This window comes from Pedobacter sp. UYP30 (assembly GCF_040547165.1).
GTDB lineage: Bacteria > Bacteroidota > Bacteroidia > Sphingobacteriales > Sphingobacteriaceae > Pedobacter.
The window spans coordinates 97,869-114,815 of the sequence record NZ_JBEPPD010000001.1; the positions used below are offsets into that span (position 1 = coordinate 97,869).

15 protein-coding genes are annotated in these 16,947 nt (G+C 36.2%); 12 read left to right on the forward strand and 3 right to left on the reverse strand.

What is annotated here, in order from left to right; genetic code table 11:
• Positions 1-7: 7 nt before the first annotated feature.
• Complete coding sequence (locus tag ABIB40_RS00500) at positions 8-916, reverse strand: N-acetylmuramoyl-L-alanine amidase family protein (RefSeq protein WP_354354860.1); 909 nt, start codon at positions 914-916, stop codon at positions 8-10.
• Between the two features lie 29 nt (positions 917-945).
• Here ABIB40_RS00500 and ABIB40_RS00505 point away from each other — a divergent pair, with 29 nt between their 5' ends.
• The 12 genes from ABIB40_RS00505 (at position 946) to ABIB40_RS00560 (ending at position 15,608) form a co-directional block, all read left to right on the forward strand.
• Positions 946-3,627 (forward strand): putative LPS assembly protein LptD, encoded by a 2,682-nt coding sequence (locus ABIB40_RS00505; RefSeq protein WP_354354862.1) that lies wholly within the window; start codon positions 946-948, stop codon positions 3,625-3,627.
• 4 nt (positions 3,628-3,631) lie between these two features.
• Positions 3,632-4,873, forward strand: coding sequence for a competence/damage-inducible protein A (locus ABIB40_RS00510; protein ID WP_354354864.1), 1,242 nt, complete (start codon positions 3,632-3,634; stop codon positions 4,871-4,873).
• A gap of 57 nt (positions 4,874-4,930) precedes the next feature.
• On the forward strand, positions 4,931-6,256 hold the full coding sequence (locus ABIB40_RS00515; RefSeq protein WP_354354866.1) for a dihydrolipoamide acetyltransferase family protein: 1,326 nt from the start codon (positions 4,931-4,933) through the stop codon (positions 6,254-6,256).
• 72 nt (positions 6,257-6,328) lie between these two features.
• Positions 6,329-6,934, forward strand: coding sequence for a hypothetical protein (locus ABIB40_RS00520; RefSeq protein ID WP_354354868.1), 606 nt, complete (start codon positions 6,329-6,331; stop codon positions 6,932-6,934).
• A gap of 115 nt (positions 6,935-7,049) precedes the next feature.
• Complete coding sequence (trxA, locus tag ABIB40_RS00525; protein ID WP_354354870.1) at positions 7,050-7,346, forward strand: thioredoxin; 297 nt, start codon at positions 7,050-7,052, stop codon at positions 7,344-7,346.
• A 73-nt stretch (positions 7,347-7,419) separates the two neighbouring features.
• Positions 7,420-7,659, forward strand: a complete 240-nt coding sequence (locus ABIB40_RS00530; protein ID WP_354354872.1) for a hypothetical protein — start codon at positions 7,420-7,422, stop codon at positions 7,657-7,659.
• Between the two features lie 4 nt (positions 7,660-7,663).
• Entirely contained in the window at positions 7,664-7,903 is a 240-nt protein-coding gene (locus ABIB40_RS00535) for a PIN domain-containing protein (RefSeq protein ID WP_354354874.1), read from the forward strand.
• A 7-nt stretch (positions 7,904-7,910) separates the two neighbouring features.
• A complete protein-coding gene (locus ABIB40_RS00540) occupies positions 7,911-8,069 on the forward strand; it encodes a PIN domain-containing protein (protein WP_354354876.1) in 159 nt (52 codons plus the stop codon).
• Positions 8,070-8,275: 206 nt separating this feature from the next.
• Positions 8,276-9,061, forward strand: a complete 786-nt coding sequence (locus tag ABIB40_RS00545) for a C40 family peptidase (RefSeq protein WP_354354877.1) — start codon at positions 8,276-8,278, stop codon at positions 9,059-9,061.
• A 39-nt stretch (positions 9,062-9,100) separates the two neighbouring features.
• Positions 9,101-14,881, forward strand: a complete 5,781-nt coding sequence (locus ABIB40_RS00550; protein ID WP_354354879.1) for a carboxypeptidase-like regulatory domain-containing protein — start codon at positions 9,101-9,103, stop codon at positions 14,879-14,881.
• Between the two features lie 65 nt (positions 14,882-14,946).
• On the forward strand, positions 14,947-15,153 hold the full coding sequence (locus tag ABIB40_RS00555) for a hypothetical protein (RefSeq protein ID WP_354354881.1): 207 nt from the start codon (positions 14,947-14,949) through the stop codon (positions 15,151-15,153).
• 32 nt (positions 15,154-15,185) lie between these two features.
• A complete protein-coding gene (locus ABIB40_RS00560; RefSeq protein WP_354354883.1) occupies positions 15,186-15,608 on the forward strand; it encodes a hypothetical protein in 423 nt (140 codons plus the stop codon).
• A gap of 1 nt (position 15,609) precedes the next feature.
• Here the strand turns inward: ABIB40_RS00560 and ABIB40_RS00565 are convergent, their stop codons facing one another.
• Positions 15,610-16,509: a WD40 repeat domain-containing protein gene (locus tag ABIB40_RS00565; protein WP_354354885.1), complete on the reverse strand. Its 900-nt coding sequence runs from the start codon at positions 16,507-16,509 to the stop codon at positions 15,610-15,612.
• Between the two features lie 12 nt (positions 16,510-16,521).
• Positions 16,522-16,908, reverse strand: a complete 387-nt coding sequence (locus ABIB40_RS00570) for a hypothetical protein (RefSeq protein WP_354354887.1) — start codon at positions 16,906-16,908, stop codon at positions 16,522-16,524.
• Positions 16,909-16,947 lie beyond the last annotated feature (39 nt).

A 16,947-nucleotide genomic window follows, 5' to 3' on the forward strand; every position in this document is an offset into this window, starting at 1 on the left:
TACCGGCTTAAAAAGCTGTTTCAGCAAACTTTTTATATTTAATTATTGCTTTTGTAATTGCGCTTACAATTTCATCTTGACCTTCAGGAGAGTTCATGTAATTTTCTTCATCAGGATTGCTTACAAAGCCAATTTCAGTAAGGACAGCAGGCATTGCAGCTCTTGCCAATACCGCTAAGCTTTTTTCTTGTACGCCACGGTTTACGCGGCCATTGTCTACATACTCTTGTTGCAATATAGATGCAAATCTTAAGCTTCTCTCCCTATTTGTCTGCTTCATTAAAGAAAGCATTATGTCGTTCTCGGGTGTGTTCGCAATAAAACCTTCGTAGTTTTTCTTATAATTATCCTCTAAAAATATAGAGGAGTTTTCTCGTTTTATTACCTCATCCTGCTCATCTAGCCTACTCGTTCCCGATACAAAGGTTTCTGTGCCATGTGTAGAGGTGCTTTTAGCTCTGGTTGTTGTGTAAACAGGGCGCTTTTTTCCATGTACTTTTTTATAGTAGGAAATTTTTCTCGTAGTATACACTGGCATGTCATTTAAATGAATAGAAATAAAAAGGTCTGCCTTTGCCTCATTGGCCAATTTAATGCGTTCGTATAGAGGAACAAAAACATCGGTGGTGCGTGTGTAGACAATATTAATATCTTTTAAACTGTCTTTTAGTGCTCTCCCTAAATTTAGGGCGGTTTTTAGCGCCACGTCTTTCTCTTTGCTGTACAAGCCACGCGTAGAACCATCTTTGCCGCCGTGCCCTGCATCTATAACAATGGTTTTAATTTTATAATGTTGGGCAAAAGCCTGATTATCAATCGTGTTAGCGAGGACGAACGAAATAAAGAAAGCTAAAAGAGTTTTAAGGTACATCAATGATATATTTTTCAGTAATTTTGGGCGTTTTTTAGTTAACATTTTTGCAAATTTAACATTCAAATATCAATTTGAAAATTCTGGCAAACTCTATTTTTGTATTTACTGTCATTTTATTGGTTTTTACCACCAATAGAGTAAACGCAACCTTGTACATTTCATTGCAGCAGATAACCCAGTTAGATACTGCAAAAAAAGATAGCTCTAGAAACGACACTACTCGAGGCAATGCAAAAAATAAGAGCGAACTGGATAAGAAAGTAGAATATAAAGCAGAAGATTCTACAAAATTTAGTAAAGACAAAAGCATCATCTACTTATATGGGCAAGCAAAGGTTTTATATGGAGATTTTGAGTTAAGCGCCGATTATATCAGGTACGACAGCAAGAACGATTTAATTTTTGCAAGGGGAAGGATAGATCCAAAAACAAAAAAATATGTTGGTAGGCCGATTTTTAAATCGGGCGCAGAAGGTTCTGCCTTGGCAGATTCTATTTATTATAATTCTAAAACCAGCAAGGCAAAGGTATTCGGCGTTTTTTCTGAGCAAGAGGGTGGTTATTTTTCTGGCGGGCAAACAAAGAAACAGATAGATGATGAAGTTCACCTTAAGAATGTATTGTACAGTACCTGCGATCTCCCTTTTCCACATCAACACTTCGGTTTTGTGATTTCAAAAGGTATAGTTACCCAAAAACAGATTGTTACCGGCCCCGTATATTTAGAAGTTGAGGGAGTTCCATTACCAATTGGGCTTCCGTTTGCGTTTTTTCCAAAACCAAACAAACGAACGTCGGGGGTAATTTTGCCCCAACCTGGTGAAGATGCAACAAGGGGTTTCTACTTGCAAAACGGCGGATATTACCTGGGGTTGAATGATTATTGGGATGCCAAAATTCTTGGAAGCATTTACACCAATGGGTCTTATGAAACCAGTTTGCTGTCTAATTACACCAAACGTTACAAATATAATGGAAATGTATCTTTACGATACGCTAGTGTTAAGAACGGCCTAGAAGGCACAAAGGCATTTGAAACGCCAAATAAAGATTTTAGTATAGGTTGGTCACATAGCCAAAATGCAAACGCACATCCTGGTACAAATTTTAGTGCTAGTGTAAATCTTGTTTCCAGTACCTATTATACCAGTACCGCTGCCAATTCAACGTATGATATTAATGCCATAGCTCGGAACACTACCAGTAGTAGCATAAGTTATGCTAAGAACTTTAACAATGGTATGAACTATTCGTTGTCTTTTGGAAGTGATCAAACGTTAAGTACCAAAGATATTTCTGTTCGATTGCCAACCGCAACTTTTAATGTTCCCACTTTTAACCCCTTCGATTCAAAAACCAGAGTGGGTGAACAGAAATGGTATCAGAAAATTTCTGTGGGTTATGGTGTTCAGGCAAACAACAGCATTACCACAAAAGATACGTTGCTTTTTCAAAATGATGGTTTAAAGAGGCTAAAATCTGGGTTTAGCCACAACATTCCTATAAGTGCTTCTTTTACAGCGCTTAAGTATCTAAATTTTAGCGTAGGTGGAAGTTATAACGAAGTTTGGAATTTTCAAACAACAAGAAATAAGTATACGACTTTCGGAGATGGCACTTATTCGATTAGAACTGATACAGTAAGTGGTTTTAAACGTGCTGGAAGTTATAGTTTTTCTACCAGTATGTCTACCAAAGTATATGGAATTACCAAGAAATTTAAGAACTTGGGAAATATAGAGCAGTTGCGTCATGTAATGACACCAAACGTGTCCTTTAGCTATTCCCCAGATTTTACAAAGGCTGGCTCTGGCCCGTTTTTAGCGGCTATTGACCAAAATGGAAAGCCAATCATTAACAGTTATGATCAACGGCCGTTAACCTATTCCATTTTCGAAAACAGTGCTTATCCAGGATCTTTTTCGCAAAAATCGGCATCGATAGGATTTGGATTGGATAATACCGTGGAGTTAAAAGTGCGAGATAGAAAAGACACCACAGGAACAGGAGAGAAGAAAATACCTATTATTCAAGGATTGAGCTTAAGTGGCTCGTATAATTTTGTTGCGCCACGTAATAAATTGAGCAATTTGAGTTTTAGCGGGCGTTCTCAGTTTAACGATAAATTAGGGATTAATTACAATGGTAGCTTTGATCCCTATACCTTAGACGCGATAACAGACCCTGCCACTGGCGTTACAACTTACAGTAAAAGCAATGTGTTAACTTTTAAAAATGGTAAGTTACCGAGGTTGACTTCCATAGGGTTTTCATTTGATTACAGTTTAAATCCGGCTGCGTTAAAGAAGAAAAACGAAGCGAACGACGCACTTAAAGACGCCTCTGAAAAAGGCATTACACCCATTCAGTCCGAACAGTTATCTGCCTTGAGCAGAGATCCAAACGCATTTGTAGATTTTAATATTCCATGGAATTTTTCCTTCTCATATAGCTTTCAATATGCAAACGATTTTGGAAGATCTTCTACAAGTAATACTTTGAACTTTAACGGAGATGTAAATTTTACGCCGAAATGGAAGGCAACCTTTAGCTCTGGCTATGATTTTAAGAACAACGGTTTGACCCCAATGCAGCTTGGTATTTACAGAGATTTGCACTGTTGGGACATGAGCATAAACTGGGTGCCTTACGGCGCATACAAGAGTTATTCAGTAACGTTGCGTGTTAAATCTGCCATTCTTCAAGACTTAAAATTAAGCAAAAGACAGGGTTACTATAACTCTTACAATTAAGATTATGCTTGCAGAAATTATAACCATAGGTGATGAAATACTAATAGGCCAAATTGTAGACACTAATTCTGCTTGGATGGCCAAACAGTTAAATTTAATTGGCATATCAGTTAAACAGATTACTTCTGTGTCTGACGATGAAAGCCATATTATCGAGGCACTTCAAAATGCTGAAAAACGGGTAGATGTTATATTAATTACGGGCGGTTTAGGCCCCACAAAAGACGATATTACTAAAACTACGCTTGCCAAATATTTTAACATGGGTTTTCGAAGAGATGAACCTACCTTAGAAATTGTTAGCCAACTTTTTAAAAGGCTTAACCGCCCAATGATAGAGTTAAACGCCAAGCAGGCAGATGTGCCAGTCGGCTGTGAGGTCATTTTGAATAAAAGGGGAACTGCGCCGTGCATGTGGTTTAACGAGCATGGAAAAATTTTCGTCTCTATACCTGGTGTTCCCTACGAAATGATGTATTTAATGGGAGAAGAAATTTTGCCACGCTTAAAAAGCAGGTTTAAACTTCCACACATTGTGCACCATACCATCTTAACCGCGGGTATTGGAGAATCTTTTTTGGCTACAGAGATCGAAGACATAGAAGCAGAACTTCCATCGCACATAAAGTTAGCATATTTACCAAGATTGGGGCAGGTAAGGTTGCGTTTATCTGCCACAGGCGATGATCAAGCAAAGGTAACTGCAGATGTTCAGGTATTTGTAAACAAAATTGTTCAGCGAATTAAAAAATATGTGGCTGCCGAAGAAGACATTCCGTTAGAAAAAGCAATTCTGCAACTTATGGACGCAAGAGCCCTAACACTTTCTACTGCAGAAAGCTGCACCGGGGGTTACATCGCACATTTAATTACTCAAATTGCTGGCAGTTCTTCTGTGTTTTATGGTGGCGCGGTAGCTTATTCTTATTCACTTAAGGAATCTGTTCTTGGTGTTAAGAAATCTACATTGACAGATTATGGCGCAGTAAGTGAGGAGACTGTTAAAGAAATGGCAGAAGGTGCGCTAAAACATTTCAAAACAGACTATGCAGTTGCTGTTAGTGGAATTGCCGGCCCAGATGGAGGTATGGAAAATAAACCTGTTGGCACTGTTTGGATTGCTGTTTGTAATAAGCAAAAAACAATTTCCAAGTTATTTCATTTTAGTAATGAGCGCATTCAAAATATAGAGCGTTCTGCAGTTGCAGCATTAACAATGCTCTTAAATATGCTAAAAGAAAACTAGCTAAAATTAAAATCGTTATTTTTGCATCTTTAAAGAATCCATCAACAAAACAGTTATATGGCTCAATACGAATTATTATTACCAAAAATGGGAGAAAGTGTTGCCGAAGCAACGGTGATCAAGTGGTTGAAAAATCCAGGCGATGCAATAGCTTTAGACGATACCATCTTAGAAATAGCAACAGATAAAGTAGATTCTGAAGTTCCTTCGCCCGTGGCAGGTAAAATGATCAAACATCTTTTTAACGAGGACGATGTGGCACAGGTAGGAGACGTAATTGCCATTATAGAAACCGATGCCGCCAGTGCCTCAGCACCAATTTCCGACAACCCGGTGGTTGAAGAAAAAGAGGAAAATCAGGCGGTTCCAGGTGTAGATCAGTTGCCCACCAAAAATGAAAAAGAAGAGGTTAGTTTTACAGGTTCTGATCGCTTTTACTCTCCATTGGTAAAAAGTATTGCTGCAGAAGAAAACCTTTCGATGGCAGAATTGGAACAAATTAAAGGAACAGGGGCAGAAGGACGTTTAACAAAGGATGATTTACTTCAATACATAGATTCGAAATCTACGTCAAATGCAACTCAAGAGTCATCGAAAACCCCGGGCATCCAAAAACCTATCTTAGAAAAAGCCATAGATAAACCGCAAGCTACTGCCGCAGTTGGTGCAAACTCGAACGACGAGATTATAGAAATGGATCGAATGCGCAAGCTCATTGCAGATCACATGATAAGCAGCGTAGCTACTTCGGCGCATGTAACTTCTTTTGTAGAGGCTGATGTGACCAATTTGGTGCTTTGGCGAAATAAAGTAAAAGCAGGTTTTGAAAAAAGAGAAGGGGAGAAGATAACTTTTACTCCTTTGTTTGCAGAAGCAGTGGCTAAAGCCATCAAAGATTTTCCGATGGTTAACGTATCTGTTGTAGGTACCCAAATTATAAAGAAAAGAGACATTAACATTGGTATGGCAGCTGCATTGCCGAACGGAAATCTTATAGTGCCTGTTATAAAAAATGCAGATCAATTAAATTTAGTTGGGCTTGCAAAAGCGGTGAATGACTTGGCAGTTAGGGCAAGAGAAGGAAAACTAAAGCCAGATGAAACCCAAGGCGGTACGTTTACGCTAACCAATGTGGGTACTTTTGGAAACATAATGGGTACCCCAATTATAAACCAGCCACAAGTTGCTATTTTAGCAGTTGGTGCTATTAAGAAAAAGCCGGCTGTGCTAGAAACCGAGTTTGGCGACGTAATAGCCATTAGGCACATGATGTTTCTGTCTTTGTCGTATGACCATAGAGTGGTTGATGGAAGTTTAGGAGGAATGTTTGTTCGTAGAGTTGCCGATTATCTAGAAAATTGGGACATAGATAGAGAAATTTAGTGCGAGCGTAAAGTTAGTTTGCGATTGCCGAAAAAATAGAATTAGAGATTAAATTTATTAGTACATATAAAAATGCTTGATGCTACTTTAGCGACCATAGTTGCAGACGATATATTGCACGCCAAATGGTTAAATACCCTTTCTTTTATGGAAAACGCTGGCGCAAAAAAAATTTCTGCCTCAGAACATAAAGAAAAAGTAAACCTTATTATTTTAAAACATGCGGCAGAAGAACATCGCCATGCGTATTATTTAAAAAAGCAAATTTCTAAGATTAATCCAGAAAGCTGCCCCACGTATGCAAATGCAGAACTTTTGTCTCCGGCAAATACCAAATATTACCTTCACGCGCTAGACATTGCTGTGTGTAGATATTTGAAGGAGAAATTTAATTTATCTGGTTACGATTTAAAGTTTGCAGCCTATTTGTTCGTTACCTATGCAATAGAAGTTCGTGCAGATGAACTTTACCCAATCTATCAGGATATATTAGATCGATCTAATAGCAAGGTTAATGTAAAATCTATCATTTTAGAGGAAGAAGGACATTTAGAGGAAATGATCAAACAGCTAGCTACGTTTTCTAAAGATTGGAAACAATATGCTGACGATGTGATTGCGATAGAGCAGGCCTTGTTTCAAAACTGGACCAAAGATTTAGCTACGGAAATCGGTTAAAAGAAGGTTTATAGTAGTCGTTTATTAAAACATTTTAAAACATTTGGGCGTTTTATTTTTTTTACCCTAAACCCTAAACCCTAAACCCTAAACCCTAAACCTTAAACCCTCAAAAATGGCCACTTTTGCAGATTTAGTTAACCAAGAGAAACCCGTACTGATAGATTTTTCTGCCGAATGGTGCGGGCCTTGTAAAATGATGAAACCAATTTTAGAGCAAGTTAAAAAAGATGTTGGCGATAAAATTGCGATCATTAAGATTGACATCGATAAAAACAACAAAACTGCAGCAGATTATCATGTGAAGAGCGTACCGACACTAATGCTTTTTAAAAAAGGCAAAGTGCTTTGGAGGCATAGCGGAGTAGCCCAACCAGCGCAAATAAAACAGGTAATAGAAGCAAACTTGTAAAAGGCTCTAGGGGTTCTAGTTACTAGGAACTGAAATTCGATTTTTGTAGATTTGTAACAGAAAAATAAAAACGATGACGTACGCTGAAAGACATATAGTTGAAACTTATTCTGGAATCTTTGAAAGTTTAAGCGCAATCAGTAAGCTTGAATTGCTCGAAAAACTTGCAAAATCGCTGAGAAAAGATACTAAATCTAAGGAAAAAGAATTTTTTAAATCATTTGGGGCATTTGCTTCTGAAAAATCTGCTGAAGAGATAGCCAAAGAAGTTAAGGAAAGTAGAAAATTTAGCGATAAAGATTTGAAATTTTAAAATCATGCAATATTTACTCGACACAAATATTTGCATATTTTTTCTACGTGGGAAACTAAATCTTGACGAAATAATAAGAGAAAAAGGAATTAAAAACTGTTATATTTCTGAACTCACAATTTTTGAATTGAGATACGGAGCAGAGAATAGTGATAGCCCTAAAAAATCTCATGAAGCTGTAGATAAATTTACAAGAGGAATAGCTGCAATTCCGATTTTAGGCTCAATAAAAAAAATATGCTGAAACAAAAGTGTATTTAAGAAGAAATGGAACTCCAATGCACGATGAATTTGATTTGATAATTGGAGTAACTGCACTTACAAACGAATTGACTTTGGTAACTGATAATATAAAAGATTTTAAAGACATTAAAAACTTAAAAACCGAAAATTGGTTTGAAAGAAAATAGCACCGCCTATAGCCGACCATTTGCGGATTAGTGGCTGCGCAAGGCTTCGATTAAATATTTGTCCAAGCTTAAACGGCAGTTGTTTTTTCGGCTACCGTTTTATATATCGGACACAACGCCAGTACCGAACACTTAACCTGCCGCCACCGAATTTGAATAGTTAGTTAAATTTAATCTAAACTTTTACAATTTCTCTAAAATTGCAGATGGAAAACACATACGGAATTTGTAGAGTAGCTGTTGCTCCGCTGCGTGCAGAACCTACTGATAGAGCGGAAATGGTTACGCAGTTGCTTTTTGGCGAGCATGTAGAAATCTTAGAGAAACAAGAGCGTTGGTGGTTAATTCAAAATGGATATGATCGTTATCAAGGTTGGATAGACCCCAAACAGTTAGTAGGCATTTCTGGAAGTGATTTTACAACGATGCACAATTGTAATATGCTAGCGCCTTTGAGTTTCGATAATTCGCTTACTTCAACCGATGGCAGTGTGTATCACATCTGTCCGGGGAGTAACTTGCCAAATATTGCTGATGGATATTGTCAGTTGGCTAAAGAACGTTTTAAGTTGGGTTTCCAACCACATCAAAAAAATACTGCCAATTTTAAAGATGAAGTGGCTGCAGCAGCAAAATTCTTTCATAATATTCCATATTTGTGGGGCGGCAGAAACCTCTTCGGTCTCGATTGCTCGGGTTTTGTACAATTGGTTTTTAAAATGTTCGATATTGCTTTAAATCGAGATGCTTCGCAACAGGCAGAACAAGGAGATCTTGTGGGGTTTTTGGCAGAAGGTAAAGCAGGCGATGTTGCGTTTTTTGATAACGAGGAAGGTAAGATTACACATGTAGGCATTTTGCTCTCGCCTAACGAGATTATTCATGCTTCATCGAAAGTGCGCATAGATTTAATTGATGACCAAGGAATTTTTAACAAAGAACTGGGCAGATACACGCACAAACTAAGAATTATTAAACGTTTTGTAGAATAAACTTAAAAACCGCATCTTTATGTAAATCTAATCGTTTATATGAAGTTACCTCTCAGCCTTATTGCTTGCCTATTTGTTTTTTCTCAAAGTTTAGCACAAAAAAGATTATCTCGCAGCAGGCAATCAAGCCTTTACACCTACATTTATAAACTCACGGATCAAGAAGCTTTTGATGTTTCTGCAAGTACAAAAGCAGACATTGGAGATAGCTATTATCACACCGTAATAGATAGTTTTTACACCTCTAAAGGTTATAGAAAGGAACTTGGTTTTGGGCATTATTTGTATGTTTATGTTGGTAGGAACAAGTTGTATCACACCTTAAAAAGTGTTCAAAATGTAGACATTCAATTCGTTAACAATCTAAAAGATTTTCAATTTTACATTACAGATTCAAAGGGAAATTTAATTCAAGACGCGAAAGTAGAAATTGGAAAAAACAAGGAAATTCATTTCGATTCCCAAGCAAAACTGTATAGTTCTTCCTATCCAAAAAAAGAAGAAGTTATTAAAGTAAGTTATCAAGGACTAATTAGTCTATTTAAGTTTGACTTAGAAGATCAACGTTATAACTACCGACAAGATTGGCCGGTCTTTAAAAAAATAGTTTATTCTTTTCCTGTAAAATATCTTTGGCAGCCTGTTAAAACTTTGTTTCAAAACAAAAACCGCAACCGAAAATCGAAGTACACTGGCTATATGGTTTTTAGCAAACCAAAATACAAGCCCTTAGATACCGTGAAGTTTAAAGCATATATACTCAAAAAAAATGGCAAGTTAATTTTTGATAAAGAGGCTTTGGTAAATATTTTTATCAATAACAAACCTAAAACATTAACCAATTTAAAGCCCTATAAAGACGGCGGATATGAATACAGCTTTGTGTTGGCTGATAGTTTAAACTTAAGATTAGATCGTAGCTATTCTGTTAGTTTGGTAGATAAGAATACAGATTTATCCATGATTTCTGGTGCGTTTACCTATGAAGACTATGAGCTGAAAGCACTAAATTTTGCCGTTAGAACCGATAAGGAACTACATCAAATCGGCGATCCAATTGCTGTTTTTTTTAAAGCTACAGATGAGAACGAATTAGCCGTACCAGATGGTAGGGTAGAAATTACTGCGCTAACTAAACATGTAGCTGCGTTTTATAAAGACAAAGTTTTTGTGCCAGATACACTGTGGACGAAAAACATCAATTTAGAGCCGATTGGAGAAACCAAGCTGATTTTACCCGATAGCATATTCCCAAAAGCAGATTTAAATTTTACTTTAGATCTAAAGTTTTTAAACAGTAACAATGAAAGTAGGGCCGAAAGCAAATATTTAAGGTTTAAATATAACGAGGATAAAGGTTTTTTAAAGCAGATTATTGGCTCCTTGAAAAAGGATAGCTTGCTTATAGATTATCGGGTAAATGATAAATCTGAAAAACAGCAAGCTAGTGTTTCGTGGTATTCAAAAGAAAGTGTCTTGATTGATTCTCAAGTGGTCTTTCTGCCTACAACTTTAAAAACCGATTATCGCGCAGCATATTATGAGGTAAAAACCATGCAAGGTTTTAAAGAGGGTATTTACCTTGCTAATTTTAAGCCTAACCTTTTCATTGTTTCAAATCAAAGCAAAGATTCACTGCATGTGCAGGTAAATAACGAAAATAAAGTTCCTTTTTGGTACACTGTTTTCTCCGGCAATAGAGTTTTCTTTAAAGGATACACCAAAACGTTAGATACCATTTTTAGGCATTCGGGTAATAAGGCAGCCCATATACGTATTAATTATTTTTGGGATGAAGAAGAGAAGGTTGAAGAAATTAGCACATTTTATGCTCCTAATATTTTAAATGTTAAGCTTATTGCACCAGAGGTAGTTTATCCTGGCCAAAAAGTAAATATGCTTGTAAAAGTAACCGATGTTAACAATAAGCCTGTTGGGCAAACAGATTTAACGGCCTATGCCTTTACCTCGAAATTTAAGAATAATTATACCCCTTACATTCCTAGTTTTACGAAGGGGTTTTACGCAAGAAAACAAAAGGTTAAAATTGAAACAGATTACATCAATGTAAATTCTAGCAGTAGGCTAAATTGGTTAAAGTGGGGCAAGGCTGTAGGTTTAGATACCATAGAATATTATAAGTTTACCCACCCAAATTCAGTCTACTCCATATTAGAAGACTCGAACGATACCATCACGCAGGTGGCTCCGTTTGCTGTTTCAAATGGAGAAATAGAGCCAGTACAGATACTTTACATAGATGATGTGCCGGTGTTTTTTAATCAAGCAAATCAATTACAACGCTATGCTTTTGGTATAAAACCTGGTTTGCATTCGCTCAGGTTGAGAACGCAAAATTATATGATTACGCTCCAAAATTATCATTTCGAGAAGGGAAAAAAAGCAATCATCAGCATTTTGGTTGATGTTAAAAATGATAAAGCAGCAGTAGTAGTAGAGCCAAGCAAGCTTTCGGTGTATGAGGCCGAACTTATAAATAACTACATGTTTAAGGTTACCGATAATTTTAACGGCGAGAAAACTTTAATTAGTACTGGAGATGATAAGTTGTTGCTAAATCCTCCACCAAATGTGCTCAACAACAAAGACTTAATTATTGGGCCAATAAAGGAAAATTATCTAAATTTTAAAAGTGGCGATTTTAAACAAGAATTTACAAAAGAGCCCGGTTATACCTACACTTTTACGCCTGGCTTAATTAAACAAAAATCGTATAAAAGCAATTACGCGTTCGATGCAGATTTAAAGACAGGGTCAAATACTACCAACTTAGATTTTACACAGAATCTTTTAAAAAAAGGAGAAATAGACAGTATTTGGACAAATTATTTGAATTTAAGAAGTTACAGTACAGAATTGTTCACAAACTCAAGTCCACATAATGCTAATACTACTGGTCAGTTAGAATTTAAAATTGATACCGCCTTTAGCAATTCTTTGCCTTACATAAAAAATATTATTGTTTATAAGCCTAACGACCCAAGTTTTCTGCAAATCTATCCAGGAAATAACACGCAAAGGTTGGTTTTCGATAAAGGTGAATATTTCATTAGGTTTTTGCTTAAAGACAATAGATATTTTACTGCCAAGAGTGTTAATATTTTAGCCAAAGGCATTAATTATTATAAATGGGATAGCTTTAAAATTCAGCCTGCTGATGAACTTAGCTTAAAGCTAGACGATTACATAAAATCTGTTAAAAAAGATGGTTATTATGGTCGGTTAGAACCTATTGATCTTTCCGTCCTGGAGAAATTTAATCAACAGAATTTCGATGTTAGCGGTTTAAAAAATATAATGACTGGCAGAATAATCGATCAGAAAAGTAAACTGCCTTTGCAAGGCGTCACAGTAAAAATTGTTGGACTAAGCAAAAGTGTAGTTACAAATTCGCAAGGAGTATTTAGTTTGAATGTGCCAGAATTTGGAGAGCTATTGATTGCTTATATAGGTTTCAAACTAAAAAACGTAAAAATTTTAGACGGAAATGTGGGTGATATAGCACTAGAGGAAGATGATTTATCTCTTAATGAGGTAGTTGTAGTTGGGTATAGTTCTATGAGAAAACAAAGTCTAACAGCATCAGTAACAACACTTAGTAGTTTGCAAGGACGAGTTGCGGGCGTAAATATATCTACATCAGTGCTTAAAATTAGGGGAATGGGTTCTTTGCCTAGCGGAGAAAAGCCATTGATAATCGTTGATGGAATTCCCTATACAGGAGATATAAATACCTTATCGCCCGATGATATTGTTGAGATTAATGTTTTAAGCCCAGCCGATGCAACAGCGATTTATGGTGCAACAGGAGCAAAGGGTGTAATCATCGTAAAAACAAAAAAAGGAAATGTTGCTGTAAATTCAACTGGAGAATTAGTTTCGCAACAACAAACTATGAGAACCAATTTCTCTGATGAAGGTTTCTGGCAACCAAAACTAATTACAGACGAAACCGGGGCTGCGAAGTTTTCTGTCAAATTTCCTGATGACATTACAAGTTGGAAAACCCGAGTAATTGCCATGAATGGCAGAAAGCAGGGTGGCTTTACAGAAACTTTAATAAAGTCATTCAAATCGCTTAGCGCCAATTTTGTTTCGCCATTGTTTGCAGTAGATGGAGATAAGATTAACGTTATTGGTAAGTTGATGAATTACACACCCTTTGAGGAAAGCGTTAATAGAACATTTACGTATAACGGAACGGAACTGCGAAACTCGGACATCAAGTTTAAAAATTCTCACATAGATACGGTTTCCATTGATGTGACAGGGCAAGATAGCCTAAACTTTAAATATACTTTACAACAGGAGAACGGATATTTTGATGGTGAAATAAGAAAAATACCAGTTTTTGAACAAGGTATAAAAGAAACTAAAGGCTATTTTTCTGCCATGATTGGCGATACATCAATCACTTATAGTTTCGATAAAAACCTGGGCAAAGTTACCGTTAGGGCAGAATCATCCATATTTCCAACCTTGTTAGATGAAATGACAAAGTTGCGCAATTATGAGTATTTGTGCAACGAACAGTTGGCTTCTAAATTAAAATCGTTGTTGTTAGAAAAGCAGATTAGGAAGTATTTGAATCAACCTTTTAACCACGAGAAAGACATCGCTTTTGTGGTTAAAAAATTGCAACATAATAGAAAACCACAGGGCACTTGGGCATGGTGGCAAAATGGCGACGAACAAATATGGATCAGCTTGCATGTTGTGGAGGCATTGTTGCAAGCCGAAAAAAGCGGCTATAAAATTGATTTGAATAAGCAGGTTTTATATACTTATTTGGTAGGTAAATTGGTAGATCAGCCCAACAATTACAATCAAATCCAAACCATCAAGCTCCTGCATTTATTAAATGATAAATATTATGTAAAAGACTGGATATTAGCCTCTGAAAAGAGGAAGACAAAAGTTAAACCAGCTCTTTTTGAACAATTGGAGATGATGGAACTTAAACAGGTTGCAGGTATCAAATTAAATATAGATTCATTACTTGCTATTAGAAAGCATACCATGTTTGGCAATAGTTATTGGGGTGAAGAAAGTGAGCGTTTTTGGGATAACAGCATTCAGAACACTTTATTGGCGTACCGTATTTTAAAAAATGCTGGTGGTTATCAAAAGGAATTAGAGAAAATTACCTTGTACTTTTTAGAGCAACGTAAAGATGGACAATGGCGGAATACTTTTGAATCTTCATCGATTTTAGAAGCCATTTTACCCGAAATGTTAGCAGCGAACACGAAGGCAGAACCGGCAACTCTAAATTTGAATAGTGAGGTGATTACAGCTTTTCCTTACGATAAAGTCTTGGAAAACACCTCAGAAATTAAGTTAGATAAAAAAGGCAACATGCCAATTTATTTTACCGCGTATCAACAATTTCAAAACCCAAAACCAAAGAAGGTAAGTAAAGATTTTTCGGTAAATACTTCTTTCATTCAAAACGGAACTACGACAGCCAAACTTAAAGCAGGAACATTAACTACTTTAAAAGTAGAGGTAGATGTTCGTGCCGATGCAGATTACGTAATGATTGAAATACCGATTCCTGCCGGGTGTAGTTACGAAAATAAAACGCAACAGTTTTGGGGTATAGAGACTCATAGAGAATATTTTAAAAATAAAACTTCGATATTTTGTGAGAAATTGAAACAAGGAAAATATGTTTTTAATATTGATTTAATGACCAGATATTCAGGGTTATACGTGTTAAATCCTGCAAAAGCAGAAATGATGTATTTTCCTGTTTTTTATGGTAGGGAAGAGATGAAAAAGGTTGGAATAAATTAGGGTTTAATGCTTTTTTAAGTGGATGATTCGAGAGTTTTTAGACCATTTTTAAGTATATTTGAGTTATGAAACCTAAAGTTAGGAAAATAGCGATGGTGGCCAATAGGGTCACGATGGATCAATACGACCAAGGTTTAGGAGATTTAGAATATTGGTTAACAAAATCCCCGAAAGAAAGAGTTGCCGCTGTTACTTTTTTAGTAAATCAAATCCTGAAGCCCGGACAGCGGATGGATAAAACAAAATTTAATAAAATAGATCTTAACAAATGACGCTCTCGACCGATTTTGAAGATTTTTTAAAATTGCTAATCAGCTACAAGGTAAGTTATCTTATTGTTGGCGGCTATGCCATGGCTTTTCACGGTAAACCGCGGTTTACTGGAGATTTGGATGTCTGGATAAATATTTCTGACCATAATGCATCCAGTATGGTTTCTGTAATTAACGATTTCGGCTTTGCCTCATTGGGGTTTACTAAAGAAGATTTTTTACGGTCCAATTTAATCAACCAAATCGGTTATCCGCCACTTAGAATAGATATTTTAACAAGTATTGATGGAGTATTATTTGAGGAGGCTTATAAAGAAAAATTACAAATTGAGATTGAACCTGATTTAATTGTTGACTATATTGGGCTTGATGAATTAATTCGCAATAAGGAAAAGAGTGGAAGAAAAATTGATTTAGCTGATGTCGAAGAATTAAAAATGAAAAGAAAAAAATAACCTAACCCTCCATTTCCCAAACCATTACTTGCCTATCATCTCCGGTAGAAATTAAATATTTCCCGTCATTGCTCCACATAATTTTATTAATAGAGTGGGAGTGGCCCATTCCCGATTTTTCTAAGCTTAAAATTTTATACAATTTAAAATCTTCCGCATCCCATAATTTTATACTTTTATCTTGACTGCAGGTTGCGAAATAGGGCAAACTAGGGTGGAAGATAATGCTGTACACGCCAAACATGTGTGCGGTAATTGTTTCTCTCAGTTGATATTCAGGCAGATTAAAAACGTTGAGCTTTGCATCTCGCCCGCCCGAGATTAAATATTTTCCATTGGGATGATAAGCTAAGGAGGTGACCGGCCCTGAATGTATTTGCAAGCTTTGCTTAAAGCTATAATCTGCAAGGTTATAGACGTAGATTGCGTGATCTTTACTTCCAAACGCAATCTCACTTTCATCTGGCGAGACAGCCATCGTTCTTACCATAGAAGTAGAAATTTGAAATCTATACAATTCTTCTAAATCTTTAAGCGACCAAACTGCTACCGTGCCGTCTTCGCCAGTGGTTAACAGTTCATCTTTGCTCTTTATCGAAATAATATCGAAAATTGGTTTTGTGTGTGCTTGAGTTTGCGCTACAATTTTTTGTTCTAAAAAATCATAAACCGTCAGCATTCCGCTGCGTTCGCCGATATACAAGCGATTGTTGTAATTATGCAAGGTATAAACCGAACTTTGTACTGGCAGTTTTACCATCACAAAGGCCATTTTTTTAGCGCTCCATTCTACCACTCCCTTGTCATTTCCAGCGCTAAAGAAAATGCCCTCTTTATCAGAATTTGCCAGAGCATATACTGGATTTTGATGACCTGAAAGTGTTTTTAAATGTTTTAACATGATGAATGATGATTAACTTTCTGCCAATGCTTGGCTTAACCGTTTATTTAGCCTTATTGCAATTACTACCTGGAAAACTACCAACAGGTCAAAAAATGCTCGTGTTAGAATTGAATAAAAGTTGAGGTTTACAGCCTTATCTCCGTGTAAAAGCATGTGTACAAGCAATATTACATTTACTATTATTGATAAAATGCTGAGAAAAATGCAGGTATAACCGAGGTACAAGTGCCATTTTTTAAATTTTAGATTGTTCTTCAGCAGATGGAACAACGTAATCCAGTTAAACAAGATTACAGGTAAAATTGATAAAAAATCTAAGGAGTTTTTGTTGTTATTACTTAGCGCAAGTAATATAATTCCGATAAAAAGATTAAAATAAGATATATATTTTATCATTTCTGAAATTTTTAATTTTACCCTAAACCCTAAACCCTA

Bases quoted from the DNA above. Each gene is read 5' to 3' on its own strand.
- ABIB40_RS00515 (WP_354354866.1), top strand. From the start codon at position 4,931: ATGGCTCAATACGAATTATTATTACCAAAAATGGGAGAAAGTGTTGCC.
- ABIB40_RS00570 (WP_354354887.1), bottom strand. From the start codon at position 16,908: ATGATAAAATATATATCTTATTTTAATCTTTTTATCGGAATTATATTA.
- ABIB40_RS00535 (WP_354354874.1), top strand. From the start codon at position 7,664: ATGCAATATTTACTCGACACAAATATTTGCATATTTTTTCTACGTGGG.
- ABIB40_RS00565 (WP_354354885.1), bottom strand. From the start codon at position 16,509: ATGTTAAAACATTTAAAAACACTTTCAGGTCATCAAAATCCAGTATAT.
- ABIB40_RS00550 (WP_354354879.1), top strand. From the start codon at position 9,101: ATGAAGTTACCTCTCAGCCTTATTGCTTGCCTATTTGTTTTTTCTCAA.
- ABIB40_RS00555 (WP_354354881.1), top strand. From the start codon at position 14,947: ATGAAACCTAAAGTTAGGAAAATAGCGATGGTGGCCAATAGGGTCACG.
- ABIB40_RS00520 (WP_354354868.1), top strand. From the start codon at position 6,329: ATGCTTGATGCTACTTTAGCGACCATAGTTGCAGACGATATATTGCAC.
- ABIB40_RS00545 (WP_354354877.1), top strand. From the start codon at position 8,276: ATGGAAAACACATACGGAATTTGTAGAGTAGCTGTTGCTCCGCTGCGT.
- ABIB40_RS00530 (WP_354354872.1), top strand. From the start codon at position 7,420: ATGACGTACGCTGAAAGACATATAGTTGAAACTTATTCTGGAATCTTT.
- trxA (WP_354354870.1), top strand. From the start codon at position 7,050: ATGGCCACTTTTGCAGATTTAGTTAACCAAGAGAAACCCGTACTGATA.
- ABIB40_RS00500 (WP_354354860.1), bottom strand. From the start codon at position 916: ATGTTAACTAAAAAACGCCCAAAATTACTGAAAAATATATCATTGATG.
- ABIB40_RS00510 (WP_354354864.1), top strand. From the start codon at position 3,632: ATGCTTGCAGAAATTATAACCATAGGTGATGAAATACTAATAGGCCAA.